Here is a 25507-nt window from a genome sequence, read left to right on the forward strand (position 1 = left end):
TCCTTCCATCTTTTCGGCGCAGGAGCCACGAGCGCTTTTTTCGCGCTCGTGAGGCGCGAGAACACGCTGGATCTTCGTGTTCGTTCTCTAACGAAGGGCATCGTTTTAAGCGACGAAACCCTTTGAAACAGGCTGATCCGAAGGAAAATTTTTTTCGACGAAAATACTACCGTAACGGTAGGTGCCTCATGCTACCCTCCGGTCCTCACGCACATGCGGATTGGAGTCTTCAGCGACACGCATGCCAACTACGAGGCGCTCAGTGCTGTGCTGGAGGCGTACCGGCGCGAGCGCATCGATGTCTACTACTGTCTCGGCGACACGGTAGGCTATGGCGGATCCCCGAACGAATGCGCCGATCTGGTCCGGAAGATCGCCAAGAAAACGATCCTCGGGAATCATGACGCGGCCGTCGCCGGACGAATGGACTACTCGTATTACTACGAGGCCGCTCGTCAGGCACTCGACACCCATGCGTCGATGCTCTCTGCCGAGAACGCCGCCTGGCTCAAGAACCTGCCGTACCAGGAGAAGTTGACCGATATCGGCGTCGACCTCTGCCACGGTTCGCCGGTTCGCCTTGAAGAGTTCGAGTACATCTTCGCCCCCGAGCAGGCACGTGAGTGTCTGCCGATGTACGCCGAGCTCGGGCATCTCACCCTCATCGGGCACTCGCACCTCTGCAAGGTCTTCGCGCTGACGCCGACGACCGTGGAAGAGCTGCCCGCGGTCGACTTCACGCTCGACCCCAACAGGAAGTACATCGTGAGCGTCGGATCGGTCGGCCAGCCGCGCGATTACGACAACCGCGCGAGCTACACGATCTACGACAGCGAAGTAAAACGCTTCGAGTTCAAACGAGTCGAGTACGACATCGAGACCGCAGCCGAGAAGGTGCTGCGGGCGAAGCTCGAGCGGAACTTCGCGCATCGGTTGTACATCGGCGTTTAGTCATGGTGGGGGGGCTCCGGTCGGCTCGCGAAGCGAGCCTTCCTCTGCCCCCCACACCCCCCGCGGGTTCGAGCTGAAGGGTTTTCCCGTGGGTTCGAGTTGGGGCGTTGCGCTTGATCAGCGGCGGCGGGCGCGGGCGCGCAAGACCAGCGTGATCGAGTCGCGGGTCGGGGGCGAGCGGTCGAAGTCGCCCCACGCGTCGAGGATCTCGAAGCCGTTGTAGTGGAGGAGCGCTTCGAGCTCGCGCGGGTAGAACTGCCGGTGCGCGAGCGGTGTCATCCACGCGTCCCCGCCTGCGACCGGCGAGAACTCCATGGCGACGAACAGGATCTGGCGGAGCTTGTCGTAGTCGAAGCGCTCCGTGTACCGGACGGGCATGCCCTTGCCGTCGGGCGTCGGGTAGTTGAAGCGCGGCGTCGCATAGGCGCGCCCAGGATCCCGCGCGAGCTCTTCAGGCTCGGGGATCGAGACGTCGAAGACGAGCTCGCCGCGCGGCGCGAGGTGCTCTCGCACGCGCGCGAGGAAGCGCTCGACGTCGACCCGCGTGTAGAGGTGCAGGAAGGCGTTGAAAGGGCAAAAGACGAGCGGGAAGCGGCGGTCAAGGCGGACCGTCCGCATGTCGCCGCGCTTCGTGCGGACCCGCGCCCGGACGTCCGCAGGCTCTTCGCGCAGGCGCGCGCGCAGGTCCGCGAGCATCTCGCTGGAGAGATCAACGCCCGTGACGTCGAGGCCGAGCCGCGCGATCGGGAGCGTGATGCGTCCGTTGCCGCAGCCGTACTCGAGCACGGGGCCGCCACGCTCGGACGCGTAGTCCGCGTAAAAACGGACGTCGTCGAGCCGCGAGCGGTAGGTCTTCGTGTAGTAGGCGGGGTCTTCGTAATGAGCCGAGGTGCCAGCCTCGAGCTCGAGATCACGCCGGACACGCGTATGCGTGCGCGCAGGGCGTTTGCTCGGGGGAGAGGACATGTCCGGGGCTGCCCGGCGACGCGATCAGCGGTCGAGGGCGTGCTGGTGGCGGAGCCACTCGTACACGACTTCCGAGGAGTTCCGGTGGAAGTGCACCTTGCCAGCCGCGATCTCGCGCAAGCTTGTCACAGCGGGCTTGTTCCTCGTCTTCAGCAGAGGCTCGGCGCCCTTCATGAGCTGCCGGGTGCGGTTCGAGGCCAGGACGACGAGGGCGAAGCGGTTCTCTTCGCGCTCGAGGCAATCTTCAACGGTGACGCGTGCCATAGGTGGGACTCGGGAGGTTAGCCGTCCTCGGGGAAACGCGCAACTTGCGTTCCCGACCGGGAGGGCCCGTCCGTCGGGAACGCGTAGGTCACGCCTCGACGACGGTGCCGATGTTTTCGCCTTTGCAGACGCGCAGGATGTTCCCGCGCGTCGTCAACTTGAAGACGCGGATGGGGAGCTTGTTCTCGCGGCAGAGCGTGACGGCGGTCGAGTCCATCACGCCGATCCGGTCGACGAGGAAGCGGTCGTACGAGAGCTTCGTGAACATCTGCGCGTCCTCGTGGCGCGCCGGGTCGCGGTCGTAGATGCCCTCGACCTTGGTGGCCTTGAAGATCGCCTGCGCCTGGATCTCCATGGCCCGGAGCGCCGCCGCGGTGTCCGTCGAGAAGAACGGGTTGCCCGTGCCGGCGGCGAAGATGACCACGCTGCCCTTCTCGAGGTGTCGCATCGCGCGGCGCCGGATGTACGGCTCGGCGACCTGGCGGATCTCGATCGCGGTCATCACGCGCGTGGGGACGCCGTGCTTTTCGAGCGCGTCCTGGAGCGCGAGCGAGTTGATGACCGTCGCGAGCATGCCCATGTAGTCGCTCTGCGAGCGATCCATGCCGGCGCTCGCGCCCTTCAAGCCGCGGAAGATGTTGCCACCGCCGACGACGATGCCGATCTGCACGCCGAGCGAGGAGAGCTCCGCGATCTCGGCGGCGACACGCTGGAGCGTATCGGGGTGAATGCCGAAGTTGCCCTCGCCGCACAGGGCCTCGCCGCTGATCTTGAGGACGATGCGGCGGTACTTGAGGCCAGGGGCCGGGCTCGGCGGAGGGGGAAGGGTCGAGTCGTCGCGGTCTTGACGGGTCGCGTCGCGGGTCACGCGGGTCTCGTAGCCCCGGTTCGCCTCGTCCGCAACGCGTCGTTCGGCAAAAGGCCGGAGAAGCGGCAAGGTGCTGCGCGCAAACCTCGCAGAACCGCCCCCCAAACGCGCCAGAGAAGTGCTAGACCGGCCGCTCGATGCTGGTGAGGCGCGCGCAATCGTTCCTGTTCGTCGCGGCAATCGTCGCGCTCTCCGCAGGCTGCAACGACAAGGCCGTGGAGCCGTCCGCAGCGGACGCCGCGCTGCCTGCAGCAGGGCTCTCGCAAGAGCAAGCGGCGCGGACGCTGGCGAAGGTCGGCGATCGGGTGATCACGCTCGGCGACTTCGCCGCGACGCTGGAGCGGATGGATCAGTTCGACAGGCTCCGCTACCAGACGAAGGAGCGCCGAAAAGAGCTGCTCGACGAGATCATCGACGTGGAGCTGCTCGCCGCCGAGGCGCGGCGCCGCGGGCTCGACAAGCAGCCCGAGACGGAAGAGGCGATCCGGCAGATCCTGCGTGACGCGATCCTCGCTGACGCGCGGAAAGGCCTGCCCGCGCCGGGCGAGATCCCGGCGACCGAGGTGCGCGCGTACTACGAGGCGCACGCAGAGGAGTTCCGCGAGCCGGAGCGGCGTCGCGTCGCGGCGATCGTGTTGTCCGACAAGAAGACGGCAGAGCGCGTGTTGAAGGACGCGACGAAGATCAAGACCGCGGCCGAGTGGGGCGAGCTTTTCTTCAAGCACTCGGTGACGGCGGCGAAAACGAAGGATCCGGGAGCGTCGGTGGATCTCGCGGGGGATCTCGGCGTGGTCGGCGCGCCCGACGATCCGCGCGGCAAGAACCCGAAGATCCCCGAGTCGATCCGCGCGGCGGTGTTCAAGATCGGCAGCGTGGGGTCGGTGCTCGACGAGATCGTCGAGGCGGACGGTCGGTTTTACGTGGTGCGGATGAACGGCATCACGGCGGCGCACAACCGGACGCTCCCGGAAGCAGATCGCTCGATCCGCGTAAAACTCCTGCAGCAGAAGATGCAGGAGCGCGAGAAGGCGCTCGAAGCGGAGCTGAAGAAGAAGTTCGCCGTGGAGATCGACGACGCGGCGCTCGCGAAGGTGAAGCTGCCCGAAGGCGTCAAACCCTTCGAAGGCAAGGATCCGGGGCCGTGGGCGCTGCCCGGATACACGCCGCCCGGACAAGAAGCGGCGGACGGCGGCGCGGGCGACGCGGGCGCGCCGTAAGGTTCGGAAGGACGAACTTCAGCCCGAGCGCCGGCGCGGCAGATCATGCGCGACGCGGAAGCCGAGGTGCGTCGCGCGGGTGAGGGCGAAGAAGCGCGTGCGCGCGGCGCTGCGGGTGTACTCGGGCGTCGTGGACCAACCGCCCGAGCGGATGACGCGCCACTCGGAGGCGTCACGCAAAGCGCCGGCGCCGGGCTCGGGCTCGGTGCTCGTCTCGGACCACGTGCGCTCGCCGTGCACGTCGCCGACCCACTCGCGCACGCCGCCCGCCATGTCGCGCACGCCGTACGGTGATTCGTCGAGCGGGAAGGTGCCGACAGGCTCGGGCTGCGGGAGGTAGGGGCGCGAGGCGCGCATGAGGCAGAAGGTGGGATCAAAAGGATCGCCCCAGGGATGGATGCGGCCGTCGGTGCCGCGCGCGGCCTTCTCCCATTCGAGCTCCGTGGGCAAACGCATCTCGAAGTCCTCGTGTTCGGTGTGGAACGCGCAGTACGCGGCGGCGTCGAACCAGTCGACGAGGAGGACGGGCACGTCGAGGAGGTGGCCCTCTTCGTAGGGGAACTGCTTGCGCGCATCGCCTTCGATGAGGCCGGGCACGGGCTCCCACTGCCCGTGCTCGCCGCGGCGCACGACGTAGCCCTCGGTGCCGCGGAAGTCGCGCGGGGCGCGCATGAGCGCGAGCGCGTGGGAGCGCTCCTCGATGCGGTCGAGGAAGTCGCAGTAGTGCCGGAAGGTGACGGGGAAGCGCGAGATCGCGAAGTCGGCGACGACGGGCTCGGCGCGGGCGAGCGCGTCGGGCGCGTCGTCGTCGCCGCCGGCGATGAACGAGCCACCGGGGATGTAGACGAAGCCCTCGCCGATCTCTTCCTCGGTGTAGAGGTTGACCATGGCCTCGTGGCGCTCGCCGCGGCGGAGCAGGACGGGGTAACGAACGTCGCGAAAACCGGGACGACGCAGCACGAGCAGGTAGCTGCCCGGCGAGAGGCGGACCTCGGCGATGGGCGTGCGGCCGAGGTAGCGCTCTTCGCTCGCGACGAGGACACGATCCTTTTCGACGTAGCGATACGCGAGGACACGCGCGCCGGGCGGGTTCGTCTCGATCGCGAGGCACGCGTCGGAGCGGAGGAGCGCGGCGTAGCTGCCGACGTCGAACTCGGAGACGAGGGCCTCGTAGTAGATGCGGCTCGCGTGGCGGCGCTCGGCGCCCGCGGCGACGGCGCGGGCCCAGTAGAGATCGGCGAGGCCCGAGCGCGCCTCTTCGAGCTCGGGGTCGTACGCGAGCGCCTTCGTGTAGAGGTCGATCGCCTCGGCCATGGCGCGCGCCCGCTCGCGCTCCACGGCGGCGGCGCGATCTTCGAGGGCCCACGCAGGGCGCTTGCGATCGATCGGATCGTAGCTCTTCACGTCGGCGCGCAGGCGTCGCGCCTCGGCGTCGAGCTGCGCGCGTTCGAGGCGCAGGGCTTTGTCGCGCAGGGCCGGCTCGCGCGCGAGCTCGCAGAGCGATCGCGCCTCGGCGCGGCGACGATCCCGCTCCTTCGCGCCTTCGAGGAAGGCCTCGGCTCCCCCGGCGACGGCCGCGGCGCAATGCGGCCTCTTCGCGGGGTCTTTCGAGAGCATGGCGAGGCAGAGATCCTCGAGCACGAGCGGGCAGCTCGGCGCGACGGCGCGCGGCGGCCTGGGATCCCGCGTCTGCGTCGCGAGGATCACGCCGAGCACGGTGGGCGCGTCGAAGGGGTGCTCGCCCGTGAGCATCTCGTAGAGCACGACGCCGAGCGCGAAGATGTCGGCGCGGTGATCGATCTTCGCGCGCTCGCCGCGGATCTGCTCGGGGGCGATGTAGCCCGGGGTCCCGGACAAACCGCTCGGATAACCACCTTCGCCGCGGATGAAGAAGGGATCGTCGTCGGGGAGCGAGAGCGGTGAGGTGGGCTCGATGCCCGTGAGCATGCGCGCGTTGCCCCAGTCGCTCAGGTAGACCTCGCCCTCGTCGCCGAGCAGGATGTTCTCCGGCTTGATGTCGCGGTGCACGACGCCGCGGCGGTGCGCGTAGGCGAGGGCGCGCGAGATCTGGACGAACGCGGAGACGAGGCGCGCGAGCGGCCATGTCGGGTGGAGCTCGGGCTGCATGAGCACGTCGTGCAAGCTCTGCTGCTTGACGATGCGCATCGTGTAGAAGGGCCGGCCGTCGGGCAGGCGGCCGACGTCGTAGACGGGGACGATGTTCGGGTGCTCGAGCTGCGCGGCGACGCGCGCCTCGTGGAGGAAGAGGCCTTGGTTCCCGTGCGGATCGTCGTTGTCCTCTTTGCGCGTCTTCAGCGCGACGAGGCGGCTCGCGGCGAGGTCTTCGGCGGCGTAGACGACGCCCGTGCCGCCGGTGCCGAGGCGCTCGACGATGCGGTAGCGCGCGCCTCCGTCGGGGAGCGTGGGGGCGATGGGCTCCGTCTCCTCGAACGGGGATGCATCGCCTTTGGCGTTCGGCAGTGCCGATGCGCCGGCCTCGCAGGTCGGAGCGGGCTTCATGCGTGAGTTGCCCGAGGCGAGCGCGGCCCCCCTCTACTTTCCGTCGCTCATGTCGTCTCCGCGCAGGCGCGGGCTCGCTCGGGCCAGGAAATCGTACTTGGTGCAGCGCGCCGCGCAACGCCCGTTCGGTCGCTGGACGGCGAAGGGAGGCGGCGCGCGCGCGCCCATGGTAGGGGCCCTCCGCGATGTCCGAACAACAGAGCTCCCGCGCGAAAGACGCGATCGAACGACTCGACGACATGAACCGCCGTGCCCTCGAGGGGGGCGGCGCGGCGCGAATCGCAAAGCAACACGAGGCCGGCAAGCTCACCGCGCGCGAGCGCGTCGAGCTCTTGCTCGACCCTGGATCCTTCGTCGAGATCGACCGGTTCGTCGTGCATCGCTGCAACGACTTCGACATGGACAAGTCGAAGGTCCTCGGCGACGGCGTGGTGACCGGCTGGGGGCTCGTCGACGGCCGCAAGGTCTGCGTGTTCGCGCAAGACTTCACGGTGATCGGCGGTTCGCTCTCGGGGGCCTACGCGCAGAAGATCTGCAAGGTGATGGATCTCGCGATGAAGATCGGTGCGCCCGTGATCGGGCTCAACGACTCCGGCGGGGCGCGGATCCAGGAGGGGGTCGAGTCGCTCGCGGGCTACGCGGACATCTTCTTGCGCAACACGCTGGCGAGCGGCGTCGTGCCGCAGATCAGCGCCATCATGGGGCCGTGCGCGGGCGGCGCCGTGTATTCGCCGGCGATCACGGACTTCATCATGATGGTCGAGGGGACGAGCTACATGTTCATCACGGGCCCCGAGGTCATCAAGACGGTGACGAACGAGGACGTGACCAAGGAGGACCTCGGCGGCGCCTCGGCGCACGCAGCGAAGAGCGGCGTCTGCCACCTGACGGCCCCCGATGATCGCGCGGCGCTCGCCCGCGTGCGGGAGCTGCTCGCCTTTTTGCCCTCCAACAATACCGAGGATCCGCCGCGGCGGCCGTGCACCGATCCCACGGACCGCGAGGTGCCGGAGCTCGACACCATGGTGCCGAGCGAATCTTCGAAGCCGTACGACATCAAGAACGTCGTCCGCGCGGTCGTCGACGACGGCTACCTCTACGAGGTGCACGAGCGGTATGCGCAGAACATCGTGTGCGGCTTCGCGCGCGTCGGCGGGCGGACCGTGGGCGTCGTGGCGAACCAGCCGAACGTGCTCGCGGGGTGCCTCGACATCCGCGCGAGCATCAAGGGCGCGCGCTTCGTGCGGTTCTGCGACTGCTTCAACATCCCGCTCGTCACGTTCGTCGACGTACCCGGCTTCTTGCCCGGGACCGATCAGGAGTACGGCGGCATCATCACGCACGGCGCGAAGCTGCTCTACGCGTTCGCCGAGGCGACGGTCCCGAAGATCACGGTGATCACGCGCAAGGCCTACGGCGGCGCGTACGACGTGATGGCCTCGAAGCACATCCGCGCCGACTACAACCTCGCCTTCCCGACGGCGGAGATCGCGGTCATGGGGCCCGACGGCGCGGTGAACATCGTCTACCGCAAGGAGATCCAGGCGGCGTCGGATCCGGCGGCGGCGCGCGCGCGGTTCGTCGAGGAGTACAAGGCGAAGTTCGCGAACCCCTACAAGGCCGCGGAGCTCGGCTTCATCGACGAGGTCATCCATCCGAGGACGCTCCGTGTTCGCCTCGATCGCGCGCTCGAGCTTCTTCGCGACAAGCGCGACAAGAACCCGCCGAAGAAACACGGCAACATTCCGCTCTAGAACATCGATCGGTTTGACAACCGCTCGATGTTCTAGCTCTTTTGTCCCGAGGGGGACGCCTCGCGTCCCCCTCTCGACCGGGCAAAGCCCGGTCGATTCACCCCCCGAGGCGAGCTCGCTTCGCGATCTCGCAGAGCGCCGAACGGGTCGGCGCTCTAGGCAGTCCTCAGGGGGACGCCTCGCGTCCCCCCCCTCGTCCGGGCAGAGCCCGGCCGATTCACCCCCTTGAGGGAGATCGCTTCGCGATCTCGTTGCCGTGGGACAACCACGCGTGTACGGACGCGTTTGTCCTCGGCCTCTCTACCTCTTGCGAGGCCGGGGTCGCACATCCTTGGAGGTTTCCGATGAAGTGGACGTTCGCGGCTTTGTTCGTGTCGCTCGGTGCGCTCGTGGCGTGCAGCAGCAGCGGCACCAGCGGCAGTGGCGGTGGTGGCGGCGAGGGCGGTGACGACTGGGGCGGCAACGGCGGCAACGGCGGCGGCAAGACCACGTCGGCGGCCTCCGCCTCGGGCGGCAGCGGCGGCATGGGCGGCGCGGGCGGCAGCGGCGGCAGCGGCGCTGGCGGCGGCAACCCGGCTTGCGACACGGCAGGCGCGAGCTGCCAGACCTGCCAGACCTGCACGCAGATGGGCGGCGGATGTCAGACCCAGATTATGGCGTGTCAGACCAACCAAGCTTGCGCGACGCTCGCGCAGTGCCTCCAGAACTGCGCGGACGCCGCGTGCCAGCAGAACTGCGCGCAGATGAACCAGGCGGGCCTCGCGCCCTACAACGCTGTCGCCGTTTGCCTCATCTGTGACAACTGCCCGAGCGCCTGCTCCCAGCAAGCCGCCATGTGCCCGCCGTGACCTGACCGCTGGCATGGGCGGACGGACATTGTCCATGTAGGGCAATGTCGCCCTTTCGCAGGGAACCGCCCCGAAGTACGCTGATCCGTTGCACTTATGGCGCAACGGATCGGCATTTTCGGGGCGGCGCTCGTGTTCCTCTTGGCCTGCTCGCGCGGCGATGACGGGGGGGAATTTTCCGAAGGAAGCTGGGGCGCCGGGGGCATGGCGACCACGGTCGCCGCCAGCGTCGGCACCGGCGGCGAGGGCGACGCGGGGGCCGATGCTTCGGCCTATCCCCCCAAGAACTGCGACGAGCTCGTTTTGTGCGGCGATTACAGCCGCGGCTGCACGGGCTGCGCTGTGAAGGGCCCGTGTGTCATGGCCTACGAGGGCTGCTTCGGCGACAAATCCTGTGTTGAATTCAACATGTGCATGGCCGGCTGCGAGGACGACGTCGGCTGTCAGGGCGGGTGTGCCATGGGAAACCCCCTCGGCGCCGAGCGGTACAACGCGCTCGTGACCTGCATCATCTGCGACTCCTGCGCGACCTCTTGCTCCGACAGCGCGAGCTTCTGTCCCTGAGATCGGCCTCGCAGCACGGCGAAACCTTCCTCTTTTCCTACACTTCCGCGGTTCGGCCGGCCCGACCCACGCCACGTCCCGGCGGCGCTCGGTCGTGCCGCCGGGGGCACCGGCGCAGCGCGGGTCCGTCGTGAAGGACGATCCCTGAACGAAAGGCGAGCCAATCGGCTTCATGGCCCGGGCTTGTCGTGGTAACCCTTCGCTCGCAGCGCGGTAAGGGCGCTCCAGTGGGCATGGGTAAGAATCTCCTCGTCATCAACGTCGACATCCGCGAAACGCGAGTCGCCCTCATCGAAAACGGGATCATCGCCGAGCTGCACATCGAGCGAGATGCGCAGAAGGGGACCCTCGGGAACATCTACCTCGGTAGGGTCAGCCGTGTTCTCCCGGGCATGCAGGCCGCGTTCATCGACATCGGGCTCGAACGCGCAGCCTTCCTGCACGTCGAGGATCTGATCCGTCCGGATGACTTCGACGCGTACCTCGCGGGTCGGCACACGCACGGCACGCCACACGAAGAAGAAGAACGTCCGGCGCACGCGCCGCCCGAGATCATGGCGCACGTGCCCGAAGAGCCGGTGCGCACCGAGCGCGACGTGTCGATCTCGTTGCCGACCGCGCTCGACGTGATGGCCGAGCCGAGCGGCGAAGAGGTCTACGAAGAGGCCGAGGACGAACAACTCGTCGAGGCGCAGAGCAGCGAAGGTCCGGCCTCGGACGAACCGGCCTCGGAGGAGCTCGCCGCGGACGAAGCCGTCGCGGACGAGGCGCGCGCCGAGGAAGAAGCGGACGACGCGACGGAGTCGGAAGACGAAGGCGACGTCGAGGCTGTCGAAGCCGTCGAGGCGACCGAGGCGAGCGCGGAGCCCGAGGATCAAGAGGACGCAGCGCATGCCGAGGAAGGCGCGGAGGCGCAGGCGGCCGAGGTGAAGGTCGAGGGCGCGGGCAGCGAGGCGGCCGAGACCTCGCCGACGGAGCCCCGCGGCGGGCGCTCGCGGCGTGGTCGTGGGCAACGTGGTCGCGTGCGTCGGTCCGGACGAACCCGTGATCGTCGACCGGAGGCCGCGGCTGCTGCGGTGATCGTGGCGGTGAAGGAAGCGCCCAAGGAGGCCGCTCGCGAGACCTCGCGGGCGCCGAAGGAAGGGCGCAGCCGCGACCGCGGCGAGAAGGGGCGCGGCCGGGATGGAGGCCGCGGAGGTCGTGATCGCGGAGGCGATCGTACGACCACGAAGCGAGCGCAGGGCAGCCACCACGAGCCGATGCGCGTCTCGAAGACGACGCCGATCCGCGAAGTGATCCGCGAGGGCCAGGAGGTCCTCGTGCAGGTCTCGAAGGAGCCGATCGGGACGAAGGGCGCGCGCGTGACGAGCCACGTCTCGCTGCCGGGCCGCTACGTCGTGTACCTGCCGACGGTCGATCACGTGGGCATCTCGAAGCGCATCGGCTCGGAGAAGGAGCGCTCGCGGTTGCGCGAGGCGATCGAGTCGATGAAGCCGCCGCAGGGCGGGCTCATCGTGCGCACGGTGGCCGAGGGGCTGACGAAGAAGCAGCTCAAGTCGGACGTCGGTTACCTCGTGCGGCTCTGGGGCGAGGTCGTGAAGAAGCGCGAGACCGTGGTGCGGGGGCCGGCGTGCCTCTACACGGAGCTCGATCTCGTGCTGAAGACGGCGCGTGATCTGTTCACGGACGACATCGAGAAGATCGTGATCGACAGCCGCGAGGAGTACGTGCGGCTGAAGCGCTTCATGGAGATGTTCATGCCGGAGCGCGTGGACGCCGTGGAGCTCTACGAGGGCGAGGAGCCGATCTTCGACGCGTACGGCATCGAGGACGAGATCCAGCGCGCCTTGTCGCGCAAGGTCCCGCTGCCTTCGGGCGGCCACCTGATCATCGACCAGGCCGAGGCGCTCACGGCGATCGACGTGAACACCGGAAAGTTCGTGGGCAAAGGATCGCGGGATCTCGAAGAGACAATCCTCACGACGAACCTGGAGGCGGTCGAGGAGATCGCCTACCAGCTCCGGTTCCGGAACATCGGCGGGCTGATCATCCTCGACCTCATCGACATGGAGCGCGCGGGCAACCGCGAGAAGGTGCGCAAGCGCCTGGAGGAGCTCCTGTCGCGGGACAAGGCGAAGACCACGTTCAACCGGATCTCGGAGCTCGGGCTCATCGAGATGACCCGCAAGCGCACGCGGGAGAGCCTCGGGCGCATCATGCTCGAGCCGTGCTTCTACTGCGACGGCACCGGGCAGCTCCAGTCGAAGCAGAGCATCGCGTACGAGATCCTGCGGCAGATCCGGCGCGAGCGCTTGAACCTGCCGGGGTACGTGGTGATCGTCAACGCGCACCCGGCGGTCGTCGACCTTCTGAAGAACGACGAGCGCGTCGCCGTGCAAGAGGCCGAGCGCCTGTTCACGCGTCGGATCGAGCTCGTTCCCCGCAAGGAATACCACCTCGAACAGTTCGACCTGCTGGGCAGATGAGGTGACGCATGAGCGAGAGCGACCGTCCTCCTGTTGAACTTGGCCCGCGCAAGGACGAGCGCGTCACCATCAACAAGGAGTTCGAGAGCTACGACTCGTTCATCAACGAGTACGTGTCGAACATCTCCCGCACGGGTGTGTTCGTCCGCTCGAAGACCCCGCTCGAAGTCGGCACGAAGGTCAACCTGCGCTTCACCGTGATCATGGACGACATCGAGACGATCGAGGGCGTCGGCGAAGTGGTGCGCGTCCACGACGATCCGCCCGGCATGGGCGTCGTATTCACGGAGCTCGGCGACGAGGCGAAGGTGATCGTCGATCGGCTGCTCGCCGCGCAGGCGAACAAAGAGTAAGCCCTCGGATCGAGCCGAAGAGGATGTTCACAGGCCTCGTCGAGACCATCGGGATCCTCCGGCAGAGGGCCGGCAGCCCCGTCGCGCGCGCGTTCATCGAGTGCTCGCTCGGGCCGCTGGAGCTCGGCGAGTCGATCAGCGTGAACGGCGCGTGCCTGACCGTGGATCGGATCCGAAAGGCCGGGTTCGAGTGCGACATGTCCTCGGAGACGCTCGATCGGACGACGCTCGGCGCGCTCGTGGTGGGCGCGCGGGTGCACCTCGAACGAGCGATGAAGCTCGGCGGGCGCATGGGCGGGCACATGGTGCTCGGGCACGTGGACGGCATCGGGCGCGTGAGCGAGCGAGCGCCGAGCGGAGACGCGACGCGGCTCGTGGTCGAGGCCGACGGCGGATTGGCGCCGTACCTGGCCGACAAGGGTTCGGTGGCGATCGACGGCGTGAGCCTGACGATCAACCGGGTGACGGATCAGGGGCAGGGGCGCTCGTCACGGGTCGTGTTCGAGGTCATGCTCGTGCCGCACACGCTCGGGCGGACGAACCTCGGCAATCTTCGGCCGGGGCAAGCCGTGAATCTTGAAGTCGATGTGCTCGCGCGCTACGTGGCGCGCCAGCTTTCGATCGCGAGCGGAGCGCGCGCTACGTCTTCGTCGGAAGAGGCGCCGGGGTGGGGAGGAAAGGTCGCAGAAAACGATGAGCACCACCACCACGAATCCAGGGACGAACGCCTCCTCGCGAAGCTCCGATCGGGGGGATTCCTTTGATGAGCTCGCCACTCCCAACCCACGCGCGAGCGAGAAGGGCGGGGGCACCATGCCGCATCGACTGACGATCGACTCTGCCGTCCTCAGCCGTGTGAACCGCGCGCTCGACGAGATCCGGAGCGGTCGGATGGTGATCCTCGTCGACGACGAGGACCGCGAGAACGAGGGCGACCTCTGCATGGCCGCCGAGCGCGTGTCGCCGGAGGCGATCAACTTCATGGCCAAGCACGGCCGTGGCCTCATCTGCCTGACGCTCGAAGAGGAGCAGGTCGATAGGCTCGAGCTGCCGATGATGAGCGCCCCGGGGCGCGGCGGTCCGCCCCTCGGGACGGCGTTCACCGTGAGCATCGAGGCGCGTACGGGCGTGACCACGGGCATCAGCGCGGCCGATCGCGCGAGGACGATCCAGGTCGCGATCCAGCCGGACGCGCGGCCCACCGACCTCGTCACGCCGGGGCACGTGTTTCCCCTGCGCGCGCGGCGCGGCGGCGTGCTGGTTCGGACGGGACAAACCGAGGGCTCCGTGGATCTCGCCCGGCTCGCGGGGCTCCGCGCCGCGGGCGTGATCTGCGAGATCATGAACGACGACGGCACGATGGCGCGGATGCCGGACCTCGAGCGGTTCGGCGGGCAGCACGAGCTCGTGATCCTGTCGGTGGCGGACCTCATCCAGTACCGCCTTCAGACCGAGCGGCTCGTGCGTCGCGTGTCGGAGCGGCAGATCCGGCTCGATCTGACGGGCACGACGTGGACGGCGGCGGTCTACGAGATCATCGGTGAAGCACGGCAGTTCCTCGCGCTCGTGAAGGGCACGGTGGACGGCACGAAGCCCACGCTCTGCCGCGTGCACGCGGGCGCGCTCGTGGCCGACCTCTTCAGCTCGACGCCGTTCGAGGGCGGGTCGAACCTGCGCGAGGCGATCTCGCTGATCGAGAAGGCGGGCGAGGGCGTGGTGCTCTACATCCCGCCGCGGCTCGATCTCGGGGCCGAGCTCGAAGCGAAGGGCCGCACGACGACGCAAGAGACGCGTGCGCCACAGCAGGCGCTGCGGGAGTTCGGGCTCGGCGCGCAGGTGCTCGCCGATCTCGGCTGCCAGAAGCTCCGGCTTCTGACGAACAGCCAGACGAAGATCGCGGGGCTCGACGGGTTCGGGCTCGAGGTGGTCGAGCGCGTGCCGCTCGTGTCGATGCAGGGCGAGGCTTGAGGAAATTCGGATGAGCACCAACGGAGAGCGCGGCGCTCCGCGCACGGTCGAGGGCCACCTGGTCGTCCCGTCGGGGGCGAAGTTCGCCCTCGTCGTGAGCCGGTTCAACCACTTCATCGTCGACAGGCTGGTCGAAGGCGCGCTCGACGCGATCGCGCGGCATGGTGGTTCGACGTCGGACGTGACGATCGTGCGCGTGCCGGGCGCGTGGGAGATCCCCGTCGTCGTCCGCAGGCTCGCGGAGAAGCGCAGCGTGAGCGCGATCGTGGCGCTCGGCGCGGTGATCCGCGGATCGACGCCGCACTTCGATTACGTCGCGTCCGAGGTGACGAAGGGGATCGCGCAGGTCTCCTTGCAGACGGGCGTGCCCGTGACGTTCGGCGTCCTGACGACGGACACGATCGAGCAGGCGGTCGAGCGCGCTGGGACGAAGGCTGGCAACAAGGGCTGGGAGGCCGCCGTGAGCGCGATCGAGATGGTCTCGCTCGCCTCGGCCCTCGACGGCGCCGGGCTCTGAACGAAAGCTCTCGGGACCATGGGCGCTCGGTCGACCGGCCGCGAGGCCGCGCTGCAAATGTTGTTTGCGCTCGAGCAGGGCACTAGCTCGGCCGAGCGCGTGATCATGCACTACTGGCGTCTGACGCCGGGGGATCCGGAAGGTCGGGAGTATGCCGACCGGATCGTGCGAGGCGTCGAGAAGGACCTCAAGAAGGTCGACGAGACGATCCGCAAGGCGAGCGTGAACTGGCGGCTCGAGCGGATGGCGCGGGTCGATCGGAACGTGCTGCGCCTCGGCGCGTGGGAGCTCATGAACGGCGGGGACGTGCCGCGCGCGGTCATCCTCGACGAGTCCGTGGAGCTCGCCAAGCGCTTCGGCAGCGAGGACTCGTCGGCGTTCGTGAACGGCGTGCTCGATCGGGTCGCCGAGGATCTCGGCCGCGTCGATCGTGATCGCGCGGCCGCGAGCAAGGCGGCCGCGCCCGGCGGCAAGGGCGGTGGCGGTGGCGGCGGCGGTGGAGGACACCGGCCCGCTAAGCGCGGAGCCAGACGACCGTGACGCCGTCTCCGCCCTCGCGAGGTTCGCCGGGGCGGAGGCGGGAGACGTAGGGGCTCTGGCGCATCGCGTCCCGCACGGCATCGCGCAGGGCGCCCTTGCCGTGGCCGTGGATCAGGAACGCCACGCGGCGGCCCGCGCCGACGGAGCGATCGAGGAACTGCTCGGCCATGCCGACGGCCTCGTGCGCGCGGAGGCCGCGGAGATCAACAGTGTTCTCGCTCGTCTGGATGGGGACGTCCGGATCGGCGGCCGCGTCGAGATCGACGCGCTTTTTGCCGCCGCCCGCGCGGGTTTTTTCGGACGAACCGCCATCCGCCGCGCGCACCTCCGCGATGGACGTGGTGAGCTTGAGGGGACCGGCAGCGACGCGGAGCTGGCCGTTTGCGAGGACCTCGACGACGTCGGCTTCCGCGCGCAGGCGCGGGACGTAGACGCGTGTGCCGACGCGGATCTCGGCCGGCGCGACGGTTCCGCGGGACAAACCTTCGTCACGCCCGGTCGGTTCGAGCTCGCCGAAGGTGCTCGTCTTCTGGGCGACGGCGTCGATCGCGCGGGCCGCGGCGCGCAGGTCCTCGGCCGTGGGCTTGGCCCGGAGGCGCGCTTGAGCGTCGCGGATGTCTTGCCGCGCCTTGCGGATCGACTCCATCAGCTCGCGGCCGGCCTCGGTGACGAAACGTCGCTCCTCGGCGCGGAGGCGCGTGAGTTCCTCGTCGAGCGCGCGCTGTTTGTCACGCGCGATCTCGACCTCGCGCTCGGCCGACGTGCGCGCGACTTCGAGCGCGTTTCGCTCGGCCTGGAGCTTTGCGACCATGTCCTCGAAGCGCACGGCCTCGCGCGAGAGGAAGCGCTCGGCGCGATCGAGCACGGTGCCGGGGATGCCGAAGCGGCGCGCCACGGCGAGCGCGCTCGACGCGCCGGGGATGCCCATCGAGAGCCGGAACGTCGGGCTCATCGTGGCGATGTCGAAGCCGACGGAGGCGTTCTCGAAGCGCGGATCGGCGAGCGCGAGCGCTTTGAGGCCCTCGTAGTGCGTCGTCGTCGCCACGGTGCCGCCGCGCGCGCAGAGCGAGTCGAGTACCGCGGACGCGAGCGCCTCGCCTTCGCGCGGATCGGTTCCGCCTGCCAGTTCGTCGAGCAGGACCAGAGCGCCGGGCCGCGTGTCCGCGAGGATGTGCGCGAGGTTCTGCACGTGCGCGCTGAACGTGGAGAGGTTCTTGTGCAGGCTCTGATCGTCGCCGACGTCCGTGAGCACGACCTCGAAGACGTCGACGCGCGAGCCCTCGTCGGCCGGCACGGGCAGGCCTGCGCGGACGCAAAGCGCGGCGAGGCCGAGCGTCTTCAGCGCCACGGTCTTGCCGCCCGCATTCGGGCCCGAGACGATCATCGCGTGGCCCGCCGTGATCCCGAGATCACTCGGGACGACGGAGACGCCGTCGAGCGCGAGCAGCGGGTGACGCGCGCCGACGAGGTGGATCGATCCCACGGACGCGGCCTCGGGCACCTCGGGGAACGTGAAGCGTAGATCCTTCGCGAGGCGCGCGGCCGCGGCGCGCACGTCCGCGTATGCGAGGGCAAAGACGGCGGCCGCGACCGCGTCGATCTCTTCGCCGATCTTCGCGCTGAGCGCCGCGTAGACGAGCTCCTCTTCGTGCTGCACGAGGGCCTCCACCATCTTCAGGCGGTTGCCCATGTCGACGACGACACGCGGCTCGACGAAGAGCGTCGCGCCGCTCCCGCTCGTCGCGTGCACGATCCCCGGGAACCGCTCGTGCGCGTCGGCGCGCACGGGCAGCACGTACCGGCCGTCGCGCTCCGTGTAGTACGTGTCCTGCAGGATGTCCGCGTGCTTGCGCATGATCTCGTCGAGCTTGCGGACGAGGCGATCGCGCAGGTTGCGCCGCTCGCCGCGGAGCTCGGCGAGGCGCGGCGAGGCGCGATCGGAGAGCGTGCCGTCGGGATCGAAGGAAGAGCTCACCTCGCGCTCGAGCGCGTCGAGGCCCGGATCGGTCGAGCACGCGCGGAAGAGCAGCGGCAGCCTTTGCTTGCGCGCCGCGAGGAAACGCCGCAGCCGGCCGGCCTCCGCGAGGCAACGGCCGACGGCGCGCAGCTCCTCGTTCGCGAGCGTCGCGCCGATGCGCGCGCGATCGAGCGCGGCCTCGACCCAGGGCACGTCGGCGGCGGGCAAGGGCTCGGCCGTGCGATCGAGGTCGACGGCCTCCTTCACCTCGCCGAGCGCGACCCGCACGCCTTCGTGCGTCGAGGCGAACGGGAGATCACGGGCGATGCGCTTGCCGGCTTCGCTCGCCGCGCGATCGGCGAGCGCCGCGAGCAGCCGATCCCATTCGAGATCGGCGCGCGTTTTGTCGGGACAGGGGTGGGGGAGGGACCGGGCTTCGGTGCTTTCCATTCAGCCTTCGGAAGGATCCCGCGGCGTGCCGCCCGCGCCGCTCGGCATCGGGTTCTGCTCTTTTTCCAGGTACCGGAAGATGGTGCGTGGATCGACGCCGAGGTCGCGGGCGGTCTGCGTGCGGTTGCCGTTGTTGCGTTCCAGCACTTCGAGGACGTACCTGCGCTGGAATTCTTCTTTCGCTTTTTCGAGCGGCAAGATGGCGGTCTCCGCGCCGGGCCCGAGATCGAGATCCTCGGGGCCGAGCAGCGTCTTGTCGCAGAGCACGAGCGCCTTCTTGATGCGGTTTTCGAGCTGCCGGATGTTCCCGGGCCAGCCGTACTTCTTGACCGCCGCGAGCGCCGCGGGGCTGTAGCCGCGCACCGAGCTGCCGAGCTCGTCTGCGTACTTCGAGAGCAGCATCTTCGCGATGATGAGCACGTCGTCGCCGCGCTCGCGCAGGGGCGGGAGCCACAGGTTCACGACGTTGAGCCGGTAGTAGAGGTCTTCGCGGAAGTGGTTCGCGCGGATCTCCTCTTCGAGGTTTCGGTTCGTCGCGGCGACGATGCGGATGTCGACCTTCTCCGGCTTCGAGTCGCCGACGCGGAAGACGACACGCTCCTGGAGCGCGCGGAGCAGTTTGACCTGCAAGTTCAGCGGCAGCTCGCCGATCTCGTCGAGGAAGAGCGTGCCCTTGTCCGCGACCTGGAATTTGCCGGGCCGGCTCGCGATGGCGCCGGTGAACGCGCCCTTCACGTGGCCGAAGAGTTCGCTCTCGATGAGGGTCTCCGGAATCGCGCCGCAGTTGATCGTGACGAACGGCCCGCCCTCGCGGTTCGATCGCCGGTGGATCTCCCGCGCGATGAGCTCCTTGCCCGTCCCGGTCTCGCCCGTGATGAGCACGCTGATGTCCGTCGCCGCGACCTTCGTGAGCTTGCGGAAGACCTCCAGCATGCTCGGACACGCGCCGATGATCTCGCCGAACTTCTTGTCCTTGAGCTCCGCTTCGAGCTTCGCCTTGTCGGCCCGTAGCGCGGAGAGGAGCATCGCGTTTTGCAGGATGAGCGACGCTTGCGAGGCGAAGATGCCGAGCAGCTCGAGTTGCGTGCGATCGAAGAGGTGCTTGACCTTGTCGTTGCCGACGTAGAGCGCGCCGATCACCTCGCCTTGCGAGCGCAGCGGCGCGCACATGACGCTGGAGAGCTTCATCGCGATGACGCTCTCGCTACGGCCGAACTGCGTGTCCGCGAGCGCGTCCGAGACGATGATCGGGCGGCCCGTGGCGAGGACCTGCCGCGCGATGCTGTCCGAGATCGAGCCCTGCGCGTCCGTCATCGCCTCGCGCCGCACGTTGCGCGAGGCGCGCACCACGAGCTTGCGCTCTTCGCCCTGGGCCTCGCGCCGCGCACCCTTGCCCGGATCCGCGGCCTCCTCGGCGCCCTCGACGAGCAGGAGAAAACCCTTGTCCGCGTGCGTCAGCTCGATGATGTCGTCGAGCATCGCTTCGAGCAGCTCGTCGACGCTGCGCCGGTTGATGAGCTTCTCGCTGAACGCGAAGAGCTTGCGCACGCCCGCGAGCTCCGCGGAGACGCCGGGCGTCGCGGGCTTCTCGGTCTCGTCGTCGTCGTTCCGCGCCTTCGTGGCCTCGGAGAACATCGAGAAGCCGAGCTCGACGGCGCCGAGCGTGACGCGGTCGCCGTGGACGAGGCGCGCGCGACGCTTCTTCTTGCCGTTGATCTGGATGTCGCCGTCCCGGTCGAGCTCTTCGAGCACGAAGTCCCGGCCGTCGAAGGAGATCTGCGCGTGGTGGTCCGCGAGCCCCGTCCCCGCGAGCGCGACGTCGTTTCCGAGCGCCTTGCCGATCGTCGTGACCGGCTTGTGCACGGCATACACCCGAGGCGCGCCGCGGGCGGCGAAGTACTTCAGTGTCGGCATGGGGACCCGGAGGATAGCGCTTTTGCCGCGAGCGTCGGCCCTGGCGCGCGCCGTTCGATGTCGGGAGGCTCGGCTACGTCGCCGTGCGTCAGTAAAGCTCGCCGATCAGCGAGATCCCTGCGCCGGGGCCCTGGACCGGCATGATGGAGGGGCCGAGGATGCGCGCGAACTTGGGGTGATTGCCGATGCCCGGGGTGGGGGCCTGGGCCGTTGCGCTGCTGCTCTCGGGGGCGCCGATCAGCGCGCCGCCGGCCACGCCGAGCAGGGACAGGACTCCCTGGAAGATCAGGCCGCTGCGCGGATCGGCGTCATCCGAGAGCGCGTAAAACGGATAGACGAGCGCGGAGACCGCGGCGCCCGCGCCGAAGCCGCCCCACATCCACCCGAGCTGGTTCCACGACGGCGTCCACACGGCAGAGACGCCCGCGGCCGCGGCCATGCCGAGGTTGTAGCCGATCAGGCCGCCGAGGAAGACGCCGTCGTTGGCCCACGCGCTCCACGATCCGTTGCTGCCGCCGCCGCCGAACGCGCCGCCCGCGATCGATCCCCAGAGCGCCGCCGAGCCGACGAACATGCTCGTCTGCGGACGGAACTTGAGGCCGTAATGCGCGAGGTAGCCGCCGACGCCGCCGATGGTCGAGCTGATGACGTGGGCGCGGAAATATTGCTTGGGGCCCCACTCCTCGCCCGATTTCGCCGTGGTGTACTGGCGTGACCAGATGAGCGCGGCCTCGCCCGAGCCGAGCAGGATGCCGGTGGCGACCGCGGAGGGGCGGCCCAGGGGCATTTTCGGGCGATCGAGGAAGAACATCGCGGTCGGCGCGGCGGCGCCGAAGAGCGCGGGCGCGATGAGCGCGAGGCCGGGGTTTTCAGTCTCCGCTTCGAGATCGATCCAGATGCCGGTGGTCACACCCCAGGCGATCGAGGCGCCGTAGAGGTAGCCCATTTCGAGCTTCGTCCGATCCTGCATCAGCGGGACGGGCATCTGCGCCGGGCACGGAGGGCCGTACGGCTGCTGCACGCAAGGCTGCTGGCCATACGGTTGGCCATATGGTTGCTGCCCATAAGGTTGCTGCCCATAAGGTTGCTGCCCATAAGGCTGCTGTCCATACGGCTGCTGTCCGTACGGATAAGGCTGGGTTTGCCCGTAGGGGGTCGGCTGCGTGGGCTGCGTGGGCTGCGTGGGCTGCGTCTGCGTGGGCTGCTGCGGGATGAGTGGCGGCAGGCCGGGGATCGTGGGCAGGCCCGGGAGCGTGGGCTGCTGCGGCGGCTGCTGCGGCTGGTTCGGATCCGGCTGCGTCGAGGGCTGCTGCGGGATGAGCGGCGGCAAGCCCGGGATCGTGGGCAGCGTCGTCGGCAGCGGGAAGGGCTGCGGAGGCGGCGCTTGACCGGACGGATCCGGGACCGGGTTCTGCGCCGCGGCCGTCGCAGCGGCGCCAAGGGAAAGGCATGCAGCAAGGAGAGCGAACCAACGCGCACGTAGCATTGCGCCTCCGAGTCTACACCTTTCCGGCTCTCCTGCCTTCTTCTGCGCAAAGCGGACCGTGTCGGCGAGGCGCGATCGGGCGCGTCATTCCTTGCGCAGCGACCGGTTCATGAGGTCCACGACCGCCTGGAGCGGGGTCTTTTGCTCGTAGAGCACGCGGTAGACCTCGCTGGTGATGGGCAGGTCCACGTCGAGCTTCGTCCCGAGATCGTAGGCGCTCTTCGCGGTCTTGACGCCCTCGGCGACGTGGCCGAGGTGCGAAAGGACGTCGTCGAGCGTGCGCCCGCGCCCCATCTCGTAGCCGACGGTGCGGTTGCGCGAGAGCTCGCCGGTGCACGTGAGCACGAGGTCGCCGAGCCCCGAGAGGCCCGCGAGCGTGAGGGGGCTGCCGCCCTTGACCATGGCGATCCGGGCGATCTCCGCGAGCCCACGTGTGATGACACCGGCCCGCGCGTTGTGGCCGAAGCCGAGCCCGTCGACCGCGCCCGCCGCGATGGCGACGACGTTCTTCAGCGCCCCGCCGACCTCCACGCCGACGACGTCGTCCGATTGGTAGACGCGCAGTCGCTCCGTGGCGAACGCGTGCTGCACGGCCACGGTCTCATCGTTGCTCTTGCCCGCGACGACGACGGCCGTCGGTTGCCCCGCGGCGACCTCCTTCGCGAAGCTCGGCCCCGACAAATACGAGAGCCGCGGTTCGACGTCGCGCCCGAGCTCGTCGATGAGCACCTCGCTCATCAGCATGAGCGAGTCGTTCTCGATGCCCTTCGTCGCGCTGCAAAGGAGCGCGCGCTGCGGGAGGTACGGTCGCGCGCGCGCCACGACTTCGCGCATCGCGTGCGAGGGCACGACGAACACGACGAGCTCGGCGCCGGAGAGCGCCTGTTCGATGTCGCCTGTCGCGCGCAGCGTCGGCGGCAGCGGGGCCGAGGGCAGGTACCGCTCGTTCACGCGCCGCTCGTTGATCAGGAGCGCGAGATCGGCGCTGTGCGACCAGAGGAACGTCGGGTTCTGTTTGTCTGCGAGGACCTTTGCGAGCGCCGTGCCCCACGCCCCCGCGCCAAGGACTGCCACCTTCGACATGAGGCCAAAACGCTATCACCCCTTTCAACGCTTGGGGCTCCGCTCGGACATGCCGAGCTGCGCCCCAAACCTGCCCGAGGCCGTGCGTATGCACTATTCTCCCCCGCCATGTCCTTCCGTGCCGTCACAGCGCGTCTTCTCTCCGTCGCTTTCGCGCTCTCCTTCGTAGGCGCGAGCTGCGGCCAGACGTCGCTCGCGGTGATGCCCGGCGTCGTGAACGATCCGGGCAACCTCACGCTCCGCCGCGGCATCTTCTCGTTCGCGCGCGGCGAGATCTGTCGCGAGGTGCAGAAGCGCAGCGTGCCGCTCAAGCTGCGCGAAGAAGACCCCGCGACGGGCCGCTTCTTCCCGCTCTCCTGCGCCGCGCAGGAGCTCGCCTCGGGCAACCTCTTCCTCCAGTTCGGCGGCTACGGTTACGCCTGGACGAACCTCACGAAGCGCATCGGCTTCGATGCGAGCGCGGCCGTCGAGTACGACCACGATTTCCTGATGGATGGCAGCACGATGTACGTGTACTTCCGCGAGCGCGCGACGAGCGCCACGACGTTCGGCTCGCGCCTCGTCGAGCAGCCGCCCGCGCCCGGGGCCTTCGGCCTGCCCGGCGGATCCACCCAAGGCTTCCTCGATCAAGTCGGCGGCGCGGTGCTGAAGAAGGAGATCAGCCGTGGCTTCACGGTCATCCGTGATTCCGACGGCAGCGTCGACTTCGGCCTCGGCGTCGTGGAGAAGGGCAAGCGGCCGGGGTCGCCGTACAAGACGGCGGACAACGGACGGCTCGTGCTCGTGAACGAGCGCATCGAGGTCCACCAGAACCAGCGCGATTACACGGGACCCTTCGAGGTCAAAGGAAAGGGGCAGGCCCTGTACCTCAGCGTGGCCGTGGACGGCGCGCCTGCGGTCGACGTGATCGTCGTGCATCGCGGCGTGGGGGATGCGTGGCTTCAGCAGTACACGACGAACGTCGCGCTCGGGCCTCCGCCCGCGGCCCCCGTCCTGGACGAGCCCGTGCCCTCCGGCATGGTGTGGCGGAGACCGCTGCCGCTGCCGGCCGGGCAGTACTACGTGGTCTTCGACAACACGGCGGCGGCCGGCAGGACGGCTCCGCCCGGCGCGGCCGGTGACGACCGGGCCGCTCTCGTCAGTTACGCGGTCGAAGTCGGGGCCGCGCCTTGAAGTTCGCGGCGCCTCTCGCCCTTGCCCTGCCCCAGGGCGGCGTATAGAAAGGCTAACCCCTTGGCAACCACGCCGGATGAACGGTCTCCCGAGAGCTCGCCCGCCCTCGCCAAAGAAGGCGGCGCGACGGAGGGATCCGACCCGTCCCCCTCCCACCGGCCGAACACGGGCAGCGCCGGACCGACCTGGCTCCGCGGACTTTTCTACGCGATCTGGATCGTCACGCTCCCGTTTGTCCTGGCCATTCTCGCCGTCTGGCTGCTGACCCCGGCGCCCGGGGACGTCTCGGCCGGAGGCCTGCGCGTCTTCGTCGCGGAGCAGCAGATTCCAGCGGGCATCGTGCTCTTCACGATCTTCGCGATGCTCGCGTGGCACTACCGCTACGAGCTCCCGCTCTCGAGCGCGATCGGCGTCGGACGCAAGGACATCCCGCCGCAAGCGCGGGCGCGGTACGAGGAGGCGCAGGCGCTCGTCGACGAGGCGCGGCGTATCCTCAAGCAGAACGCGCGCGACGTGGCCAAGGGGCTCCGGACCGCAGAGCGTGAGCGCCTCGACGAGGCCATCAGCGGCCTTGAAAAGGTGATGAACGCCGAGACGTTCGACCTCGCCGAGTTCGACACGGCGCACGCGCGGGCCGACCGCGCGGTCGGCGAGCACCTGTCGCGCTGGCGCAAGGGCGAGATGCGCGAGTACGCCGAGTCGATCGGCGTGGCGGTGGCGGTCGCGCTCATCCTGCGGGCGTTCGTGATCGAGGCCTTCAAGATCCCGAGCGGCTCGATGATCCCGAGCCTGATGATCGGCGATCACATCTTCGTGAACAAATTGACCTACGGCCCGCTGATCCCGTGGACGGAGAAGCGGCTCTTCTCGAGCCTGCCGCCCACGCGCGGGGACGTGATGGTCTTCAAGTTCCCGGAGAACAAGGAGCAAGACTTCATCAAGCGGGTGATCGCGGCTCCCGGCGATACGCTGGAGGCGATCAACGGCCGCCCGATCATCAACGGCTGGCTCGTGCCGCACTGCTACGTGGGGCGCTACGGGAACGACGGCTGGCTCTACGTGGAGTTCCTGGAGGACAAGTCCTACCTCACGCTCTTCGCGCACGACGACATGCACCCGAACGGCCCCGACGAACCCACGTGCAAGGGGCAAGAAGAGTGCGGGATCGGGCAGTCGTGCAAGGCAGGGATCTGCGGCCATCTGCAGGGCTCACCGACACCGTTCAAGGTCAACGCGAACGAGGTGTGGGTGATGGGCGACAACCGCTACAACAGCCACGACTCGCGGAGCTGGCGCGGCGGGCTCGGCGCGGGCGTGCCCTTCGAGAACATCAAGGGCCGCGCGATGTTCGTGTGGATGAGCTTCGCGCCGGGTGGCGGTATCGCGCAGGACAGGCTCTTCGTGAACGTGATGGGCCGTCCGAAGCTCCCTGGCGGGCTCGACGCTTCGCTGCAAGCGGGCCTCGACAAGTGCATGCGCGAGCGCCCGCCCGTCTCGCAGACGACGCCTCCGCCTGGTCGCAAGCTGCGTTAACCCAACGCGTCAAGCAGGCTTCGATCGCCTTGGGACTTGCGTAGCGTCGTACCGCGACGACACTGGCCGACGTGTCTTTCGAGGAGGCGCACAAC

The 25507-nt window shown here is 68.7% G+C and carries 20 protein-coding genes and 1 pseudogene; 13 read left to right on the forward strand and 8 right to left on the reverse strand.

The genetic code is table 11. The annotated features are described in order from the left end of the window. Window positions 1-213 precede the first annotated feature (213 nt). Window positions 214-951: a metallophosphoesterase family protein gene (locus E8A74_RS18320; RefSeq protein ID WP_136930311.1), complete on the forward strand. Its 738-nt coding sequence runs from the start codon at window positions 214-216 to the stop codon at window positions 949-951. Window positions 952-1068: 117 nt separating this feature from the next. Here E8A74_RS18320 and E8A74_RS18325 read toward each other — a convergent pair whose 3' ends face one another. The 3 genes from E8A74_RS18325 to pyrH all read right to left on the reverse strand — a co-directional run bounded on the left by E8A74_RS18325 (window position 1069) and on the right by pyrH (window position 2962). Beyond that, the gene (locus tag E8A74_RS18325) at window positions 1069-1917 is read right to left on the reverse strand and encodes a class I SAM-dependent methyltransferase (RefSeq protein ID WP_136930312.1); all 849 of its coding nucleotides are present in this window, start codon (window positions 1915-1917) and stop codon (window positions 1069-1071) included. A gap of 24 nt (window positions 1918-1941) precedes the next feature. Beyond that, complete coding sequence (rpoZ, locus tag E8A74_RS18330) at window positions 1942-2181, reverse strand: DNA-directed RNA polymerase subunit omega (protein ID WP_136930313.1); 240 nt, start codon at window positions 2179-2181, stop codon at window positions 1942-1944. 88 nt (window positions 2182-2269) lie between these two features. Beyond that, window positions 2270-2962, reverse strand: coding sequence for a UMP kinase (gene pyrH, locus E8A74_RS18335; RefSeq protein WP_232379640.1), 693 nt, complete (start codon window positions 2960-2962; stop codon window positions 2270-2272). Between the two features lie 224 nt (window positions 2963-3186). Here pyrH and E8A74_RS18340 point away from each other — a divergent pair, with 224 nt between their 5' ends. Beyond that, window positions 3187-4266, forward strand: coding sequence for a peptidyl-prolyl cis-trans isomerase (locus E8A74_RS18340; protein WP_136930315.1), 1080 nt, complete (start codon window positions 3187-3189; stop codon window positions 4264-4266). Between the two features lie 18 nt (window positions 4267-4284). Here the strand turns inward: E8A74_RS18340 and E8A74_RS18345 are convergent, their stop codons facing one another. After that, window positions 4285-6786, reverse strand: coding sequence for a bifunctional serine/threonine-protein kinase/formylglycine-generating enzyme family protein (locus E8A74_RS18345; protein WP_136930316.1), 2502 nt, complete (start codon window positions 6784-6786; stop codon window positions 4285-4287). A 239-nt stretch (window positions 6787-7025) separates the two neighbouring features. On the opposite strand from E8A74_RS18345, the gene E8A74_RS18350 reads away from it, so the two are divergent. From E8A74_RS18350 to nusB, 9 genes and pseudogenes are all read left to right on the forward strand, one after another. Beyond that, window positions 7026-8540: an acyl-CoA carboxylase subunit beta gene (locus E8A74_RS18350; RefSeq protein ID WP_420814217.1), complete on the forward strand. Its 1515-nt coding sequence runs from the start codon at window positions 7026-7028 to the stop codon at window positions 8538-8540. Between the two features lie 344 nt (window positions 8541-8884). After that, window positions 8885-9388 (forward strand): hypothetical protein, encoded by a 504-nt coding sequence (locus E8A74_RS52405; protein ID WP_170229213.1) that lies wholly within the window; start codon window positions 8885-8887, stop codon window positions 9386-9388. Between the two features lie 204 nt (window positions 9389-9592). Then, complete coding sequence (locus E8A74_RS18360) at window positions 9593-9952, forward strand: hypothetical protein (RefSeq protein WP_136930318.1); 360 nt, start codon at window positions 9593-9595, stop codon at window positions 9950-9952. 233 nt (window positions 9953-10185) lie between these two features. Then, window positions 10186-12438 (forward strand): Rne/Rng family ribonuclease, encoded by a 2253-nt coding sequence (locus E8A74_RS18365; RefSeq protein WP_136930319.1) that lies wholly within the window; start codon window positions 10186-10188, stop codon window positions 12436-12438. A gap of 8 nt (window positions 12439-12446) precedes the next feature. Further along, window positions 12447-12791, forward strand: a complete 345-nt coding sequence (locus tag E8A74_RS18370; protein ID WP_136930320.1) for a PilZ domain-containing protein — start codon at window positions 12447-12449, stop codon at window positions 12789-12791. A 23-nt stretch (window positions 12792-12814) separates the two neighbouring features. Continuing rightward, window positions 12815-13555, forward strand: coding sequence for a riboflavin synthase (locus E8A74_RS18375; protein ID WP_136930321.1), 741 nt, complete (start codon window positions 12815-12817; stop codon window positions 13553-13555). A 49-nt stretch (window positions 13556-13604) separates the two neighbouring features. Continuing rightward, window positions 13605-14759 carry a 3,4-dihydroxy-2-butanone-4-phosphate synthase gene (gene ribB, locus E8A74_RS18380; RefSeq protein ID WP_136930322.1) on the forward strand — a complete coding sequence of 385 codons (1155 nt, stop codon included), beginning with the start codon at window positions 13605-13607 and terminating at the stop codon, window positions 14757-14759. A 10-nt stretch (window positions 14760-14769) separates the two neighbouring features. Next, window positions 14770-15276 carry a 6,7-dimethyl-8-ribityllumazine synthase gene (gene ribH, locus E8A74_RS18385; RefSeq protein WP_136930323.1) on the forward strand — a complete coding sequence of 169 codons (507 nt, stop codon included), beginning with the start codon at window positions 14770-14772 and terminating at the stop codon, window positions 15274-15276. Window positions 15277-15294: 18 nt separating this feature from the next. Continuing rightward, window positions 15295-15714, forward strand: a pseudogene (gene nusB / locus E8A74_RS18390) (transcription antitermination factor NusB); the annotation flags it as partial. Window positions 15715-15790: 76 nt separating this feature from the next. Here the strand turns inward: nusB and E8A74_RS18395 are convergent. The 4 genes from E8A74_RS18395 to E8A74_RS18410 all read right to left on the reverse strand — a co-directional run bounded on the left by E8A74_RS18395 (window position 15791) and on the right by E8A74_RS18410 (window position 22706). Further along, a complete protein-coding gene (locus E8A74_RS18395; RefSeq protein WP_136930325.1) occupies window positions 15791-18223 on the reverse strand; it encodes an endonuclease MutS2 in 2433 nt (810 codons plus the stop codon). Next, window positions 18224-20137 (reverse strand): sigma 54-interacting transcriptional regulator, encoded by a 1914-nt coding sequence (locus tag E8A74_RS18400; RefSeq protein ID WP_136930326.1) that lies wholly within the window; start codon window positions 20135-20137, stop codon window positions 18224-18226. A gap of 88 nt (window positions 20138-20225) precedes the next feature. Next, window positions 20226-21623: a hypothetical protein gene (locus E8A74_RS18405; protein ID WP_136930327.1), complete on the reverse strand. Its 1398-nt coding sequence runs from the start codon at window positions 21621-21623 to the stop codon at window positions 20226-20228. A gap of 84 nt (window positions 21624-21707) precedes the next feature. Continuing rightward, a complete protein-coding gene (locus E8A74_RS18410) occupies window positions 21708-22706 on the reverse strand; it encodes an NAD(P)H-dependent glycerol-3-phosphate dehydrogenase (protein ID WP_136930328.1) in 999 nt (332 codons plus the stop codon). A 108-nt stretch (window positions 22707-22814) separates the two neighbouring features. Between E8A74_RS18410 and E8A74_RS18415 the strand changes: the two genes are divergently transcribed. Then, window positions 22815-23879, forward strand: coding sequence for a hypothetical protein (locus E8A74_RS18415; RefSeq protein WP_136930329.1), 1065 nt, complete (start codon window positions 22815-22817; stop codon window positions 23877-23879). 60 nt (window positions 23880-23939) lie between these two features. Then, the gene (gene lepB, locus E8A74_RS18420) at window positions 23940-25412 is read left to right on the forward strand and encodes a signal peptidase I (RefSeq protein WP_136930330.1); all 1473 of its coding nucleotides are present in this window, start codon (window positions 23940-23942) and stop codon (window positions 25410-25412) included. Window positions 25413-25507 lie beyond the last annotated feature (95 nt).

Source organism: Polyangium fumosum (assembly GCF_005144585.1).
GTDB lineage: Bacteria > Myxococcota_A > Polyangia > Polyangiales > Polyangiaceae > Polyangium > Polyangium fumosum.

What these genes read in the sequence shown, in the direction of transcription:
- E8A74_RS18320 (WP_136930311.1), top strand. Translation starts at nt 214, where the DNA reads ATGCGGATTGGAGTCTTCAGCGACACGCATGCCAACTACGAGGCGCTC.
- E8A74_RS18325 (WP_136930312.1), bottom strand. Translation starts at nt 1,917, where the DNA reads ATGTCCTCTCCCCCGAGCAAACGCCCTGCGCGCACGCATACGCGTGTC.
- rpoZ (WP_136930313.1), bottom strand. Translation starts at nt 2,181, where the DNA reads ATGGCACGCGTCACCGTTGAAGATTGCCTCGAGCGCGAAGAGAACCGC.
- E8A74_RS18340 (WP_136930315.1), top strand. Translation starts at nt 3,187, where the DNA reads ATGCTGGTGAGGCGCGCGCAATCGTTCCTGTTCGTCGCGGCAATCGTC.
- E8A74_RS18345 (WP_136930316.1), bottom strand. Translation starts at nt 6,786, where the DNA reads ATGAAGCCCGCTCCGACCTGCGAGGCCGGCGCATCGGCACTGCCGAAC.
- E8A74_RS18350 (WP_420814217.1), top strand. Translation starts at nt 7,026, where the DNA reads ATGAACCGCCGTGCCCTCGAGGGGGGCGGCGCGGCGCGAATCGCAAAG.
- E8A74_RS52405 (WP_170229213.1), top strand. Translation starts at nt 8,885, where the DNA reads ATGAAGTGGACGTTCGCGGCTTTGTTCGTGTCGCTCGGTGCGCTCGTG.
- E8A74_RS18360 (WP_136930318.1), top strand. Translation starts at nt 9,593, where the DNA reads ATGGCGACCACGGTCGCCGCCAGCGTCGGCACCGGCGGCGAGGGCGAC.
- E8A74_RS18365 (WP_136930319.1), top strand. Translation starts at nt 10,186, where the DNA reads ATGGGTAAGAATCTCCTCGTCATCAACGTCGACATCCGCGAAACGCGA.
- E8A74_RS18370 (WP_136930320.1), top strand. Translation starts at nt 12,447, where the DNA reads ATGAGCGAGAGCGACCGTCCTCCTGTTGAACTTGGCCCGCGCAAGGAC.
- E8A74_RS18375 (WP_136930321.1), top strand. Translation starts at nt 12,815, where the DNA reads ATGTTCACAGGCCTCGTCGAGACCATCGGGATCCTCCGGCAGAGGGCC.
- ribB (WP_136930322.1), top strand. Translation starts at nt 13,605, where the DNA reads ATGCCGCATCGACTGACGATCGACTCTGCCGTCCTCAGCCGTGTGAAC.
- ribH (WP_136930323.1), top strand. Translation starts at nt 14,770, where the DNA reads ATGAGCACCAACGGAGAGCGCGGCGCTCCGCGCACGGTCGAGGGCCAC.
- E8A74_RS18395 (WP_136930325.1), bottom strand. Translation starts at nt 18,223, where the DNA reads ATGGAAAGCACCGAAGCCCGGTCCCTCCCCCACCCCTGTCCCGACAAA.
- E8A74_RS18400 (WP_136930326.1), bottom strand. Translation starts at nt 20,137, where the DNA reads ATGCCGACACTGAAGTACTTCGCCGCCCGCGGCGCGCCTCGGGTGTAT.
- E8A74_RS18405 (WP_136930327.1), bottom strand. Translation starts at nt 21,623, where the DNA reads ATGCTACGTGCGCGTTGGTTCGCTCTCCTTGCTGCATGCCTTTCCCTT.
- E8A74_RS18410 (WP_136930328.1), bottom strand. Translation starts at nt 22,706, where the DNA reads ATGTCGAAGGTGGCAGTCCTTGGCGCGGGGGCGTGGGGCACGGCGCTC.
- E8A74_RS18415 (WP_136930329.1), top strand. Translation starts at nt 22,815, where the DNA reads ATGTCCTTCCGTGCCGTCACAGCGCGTCTTCTCTCCGTCGCTTTCGCG.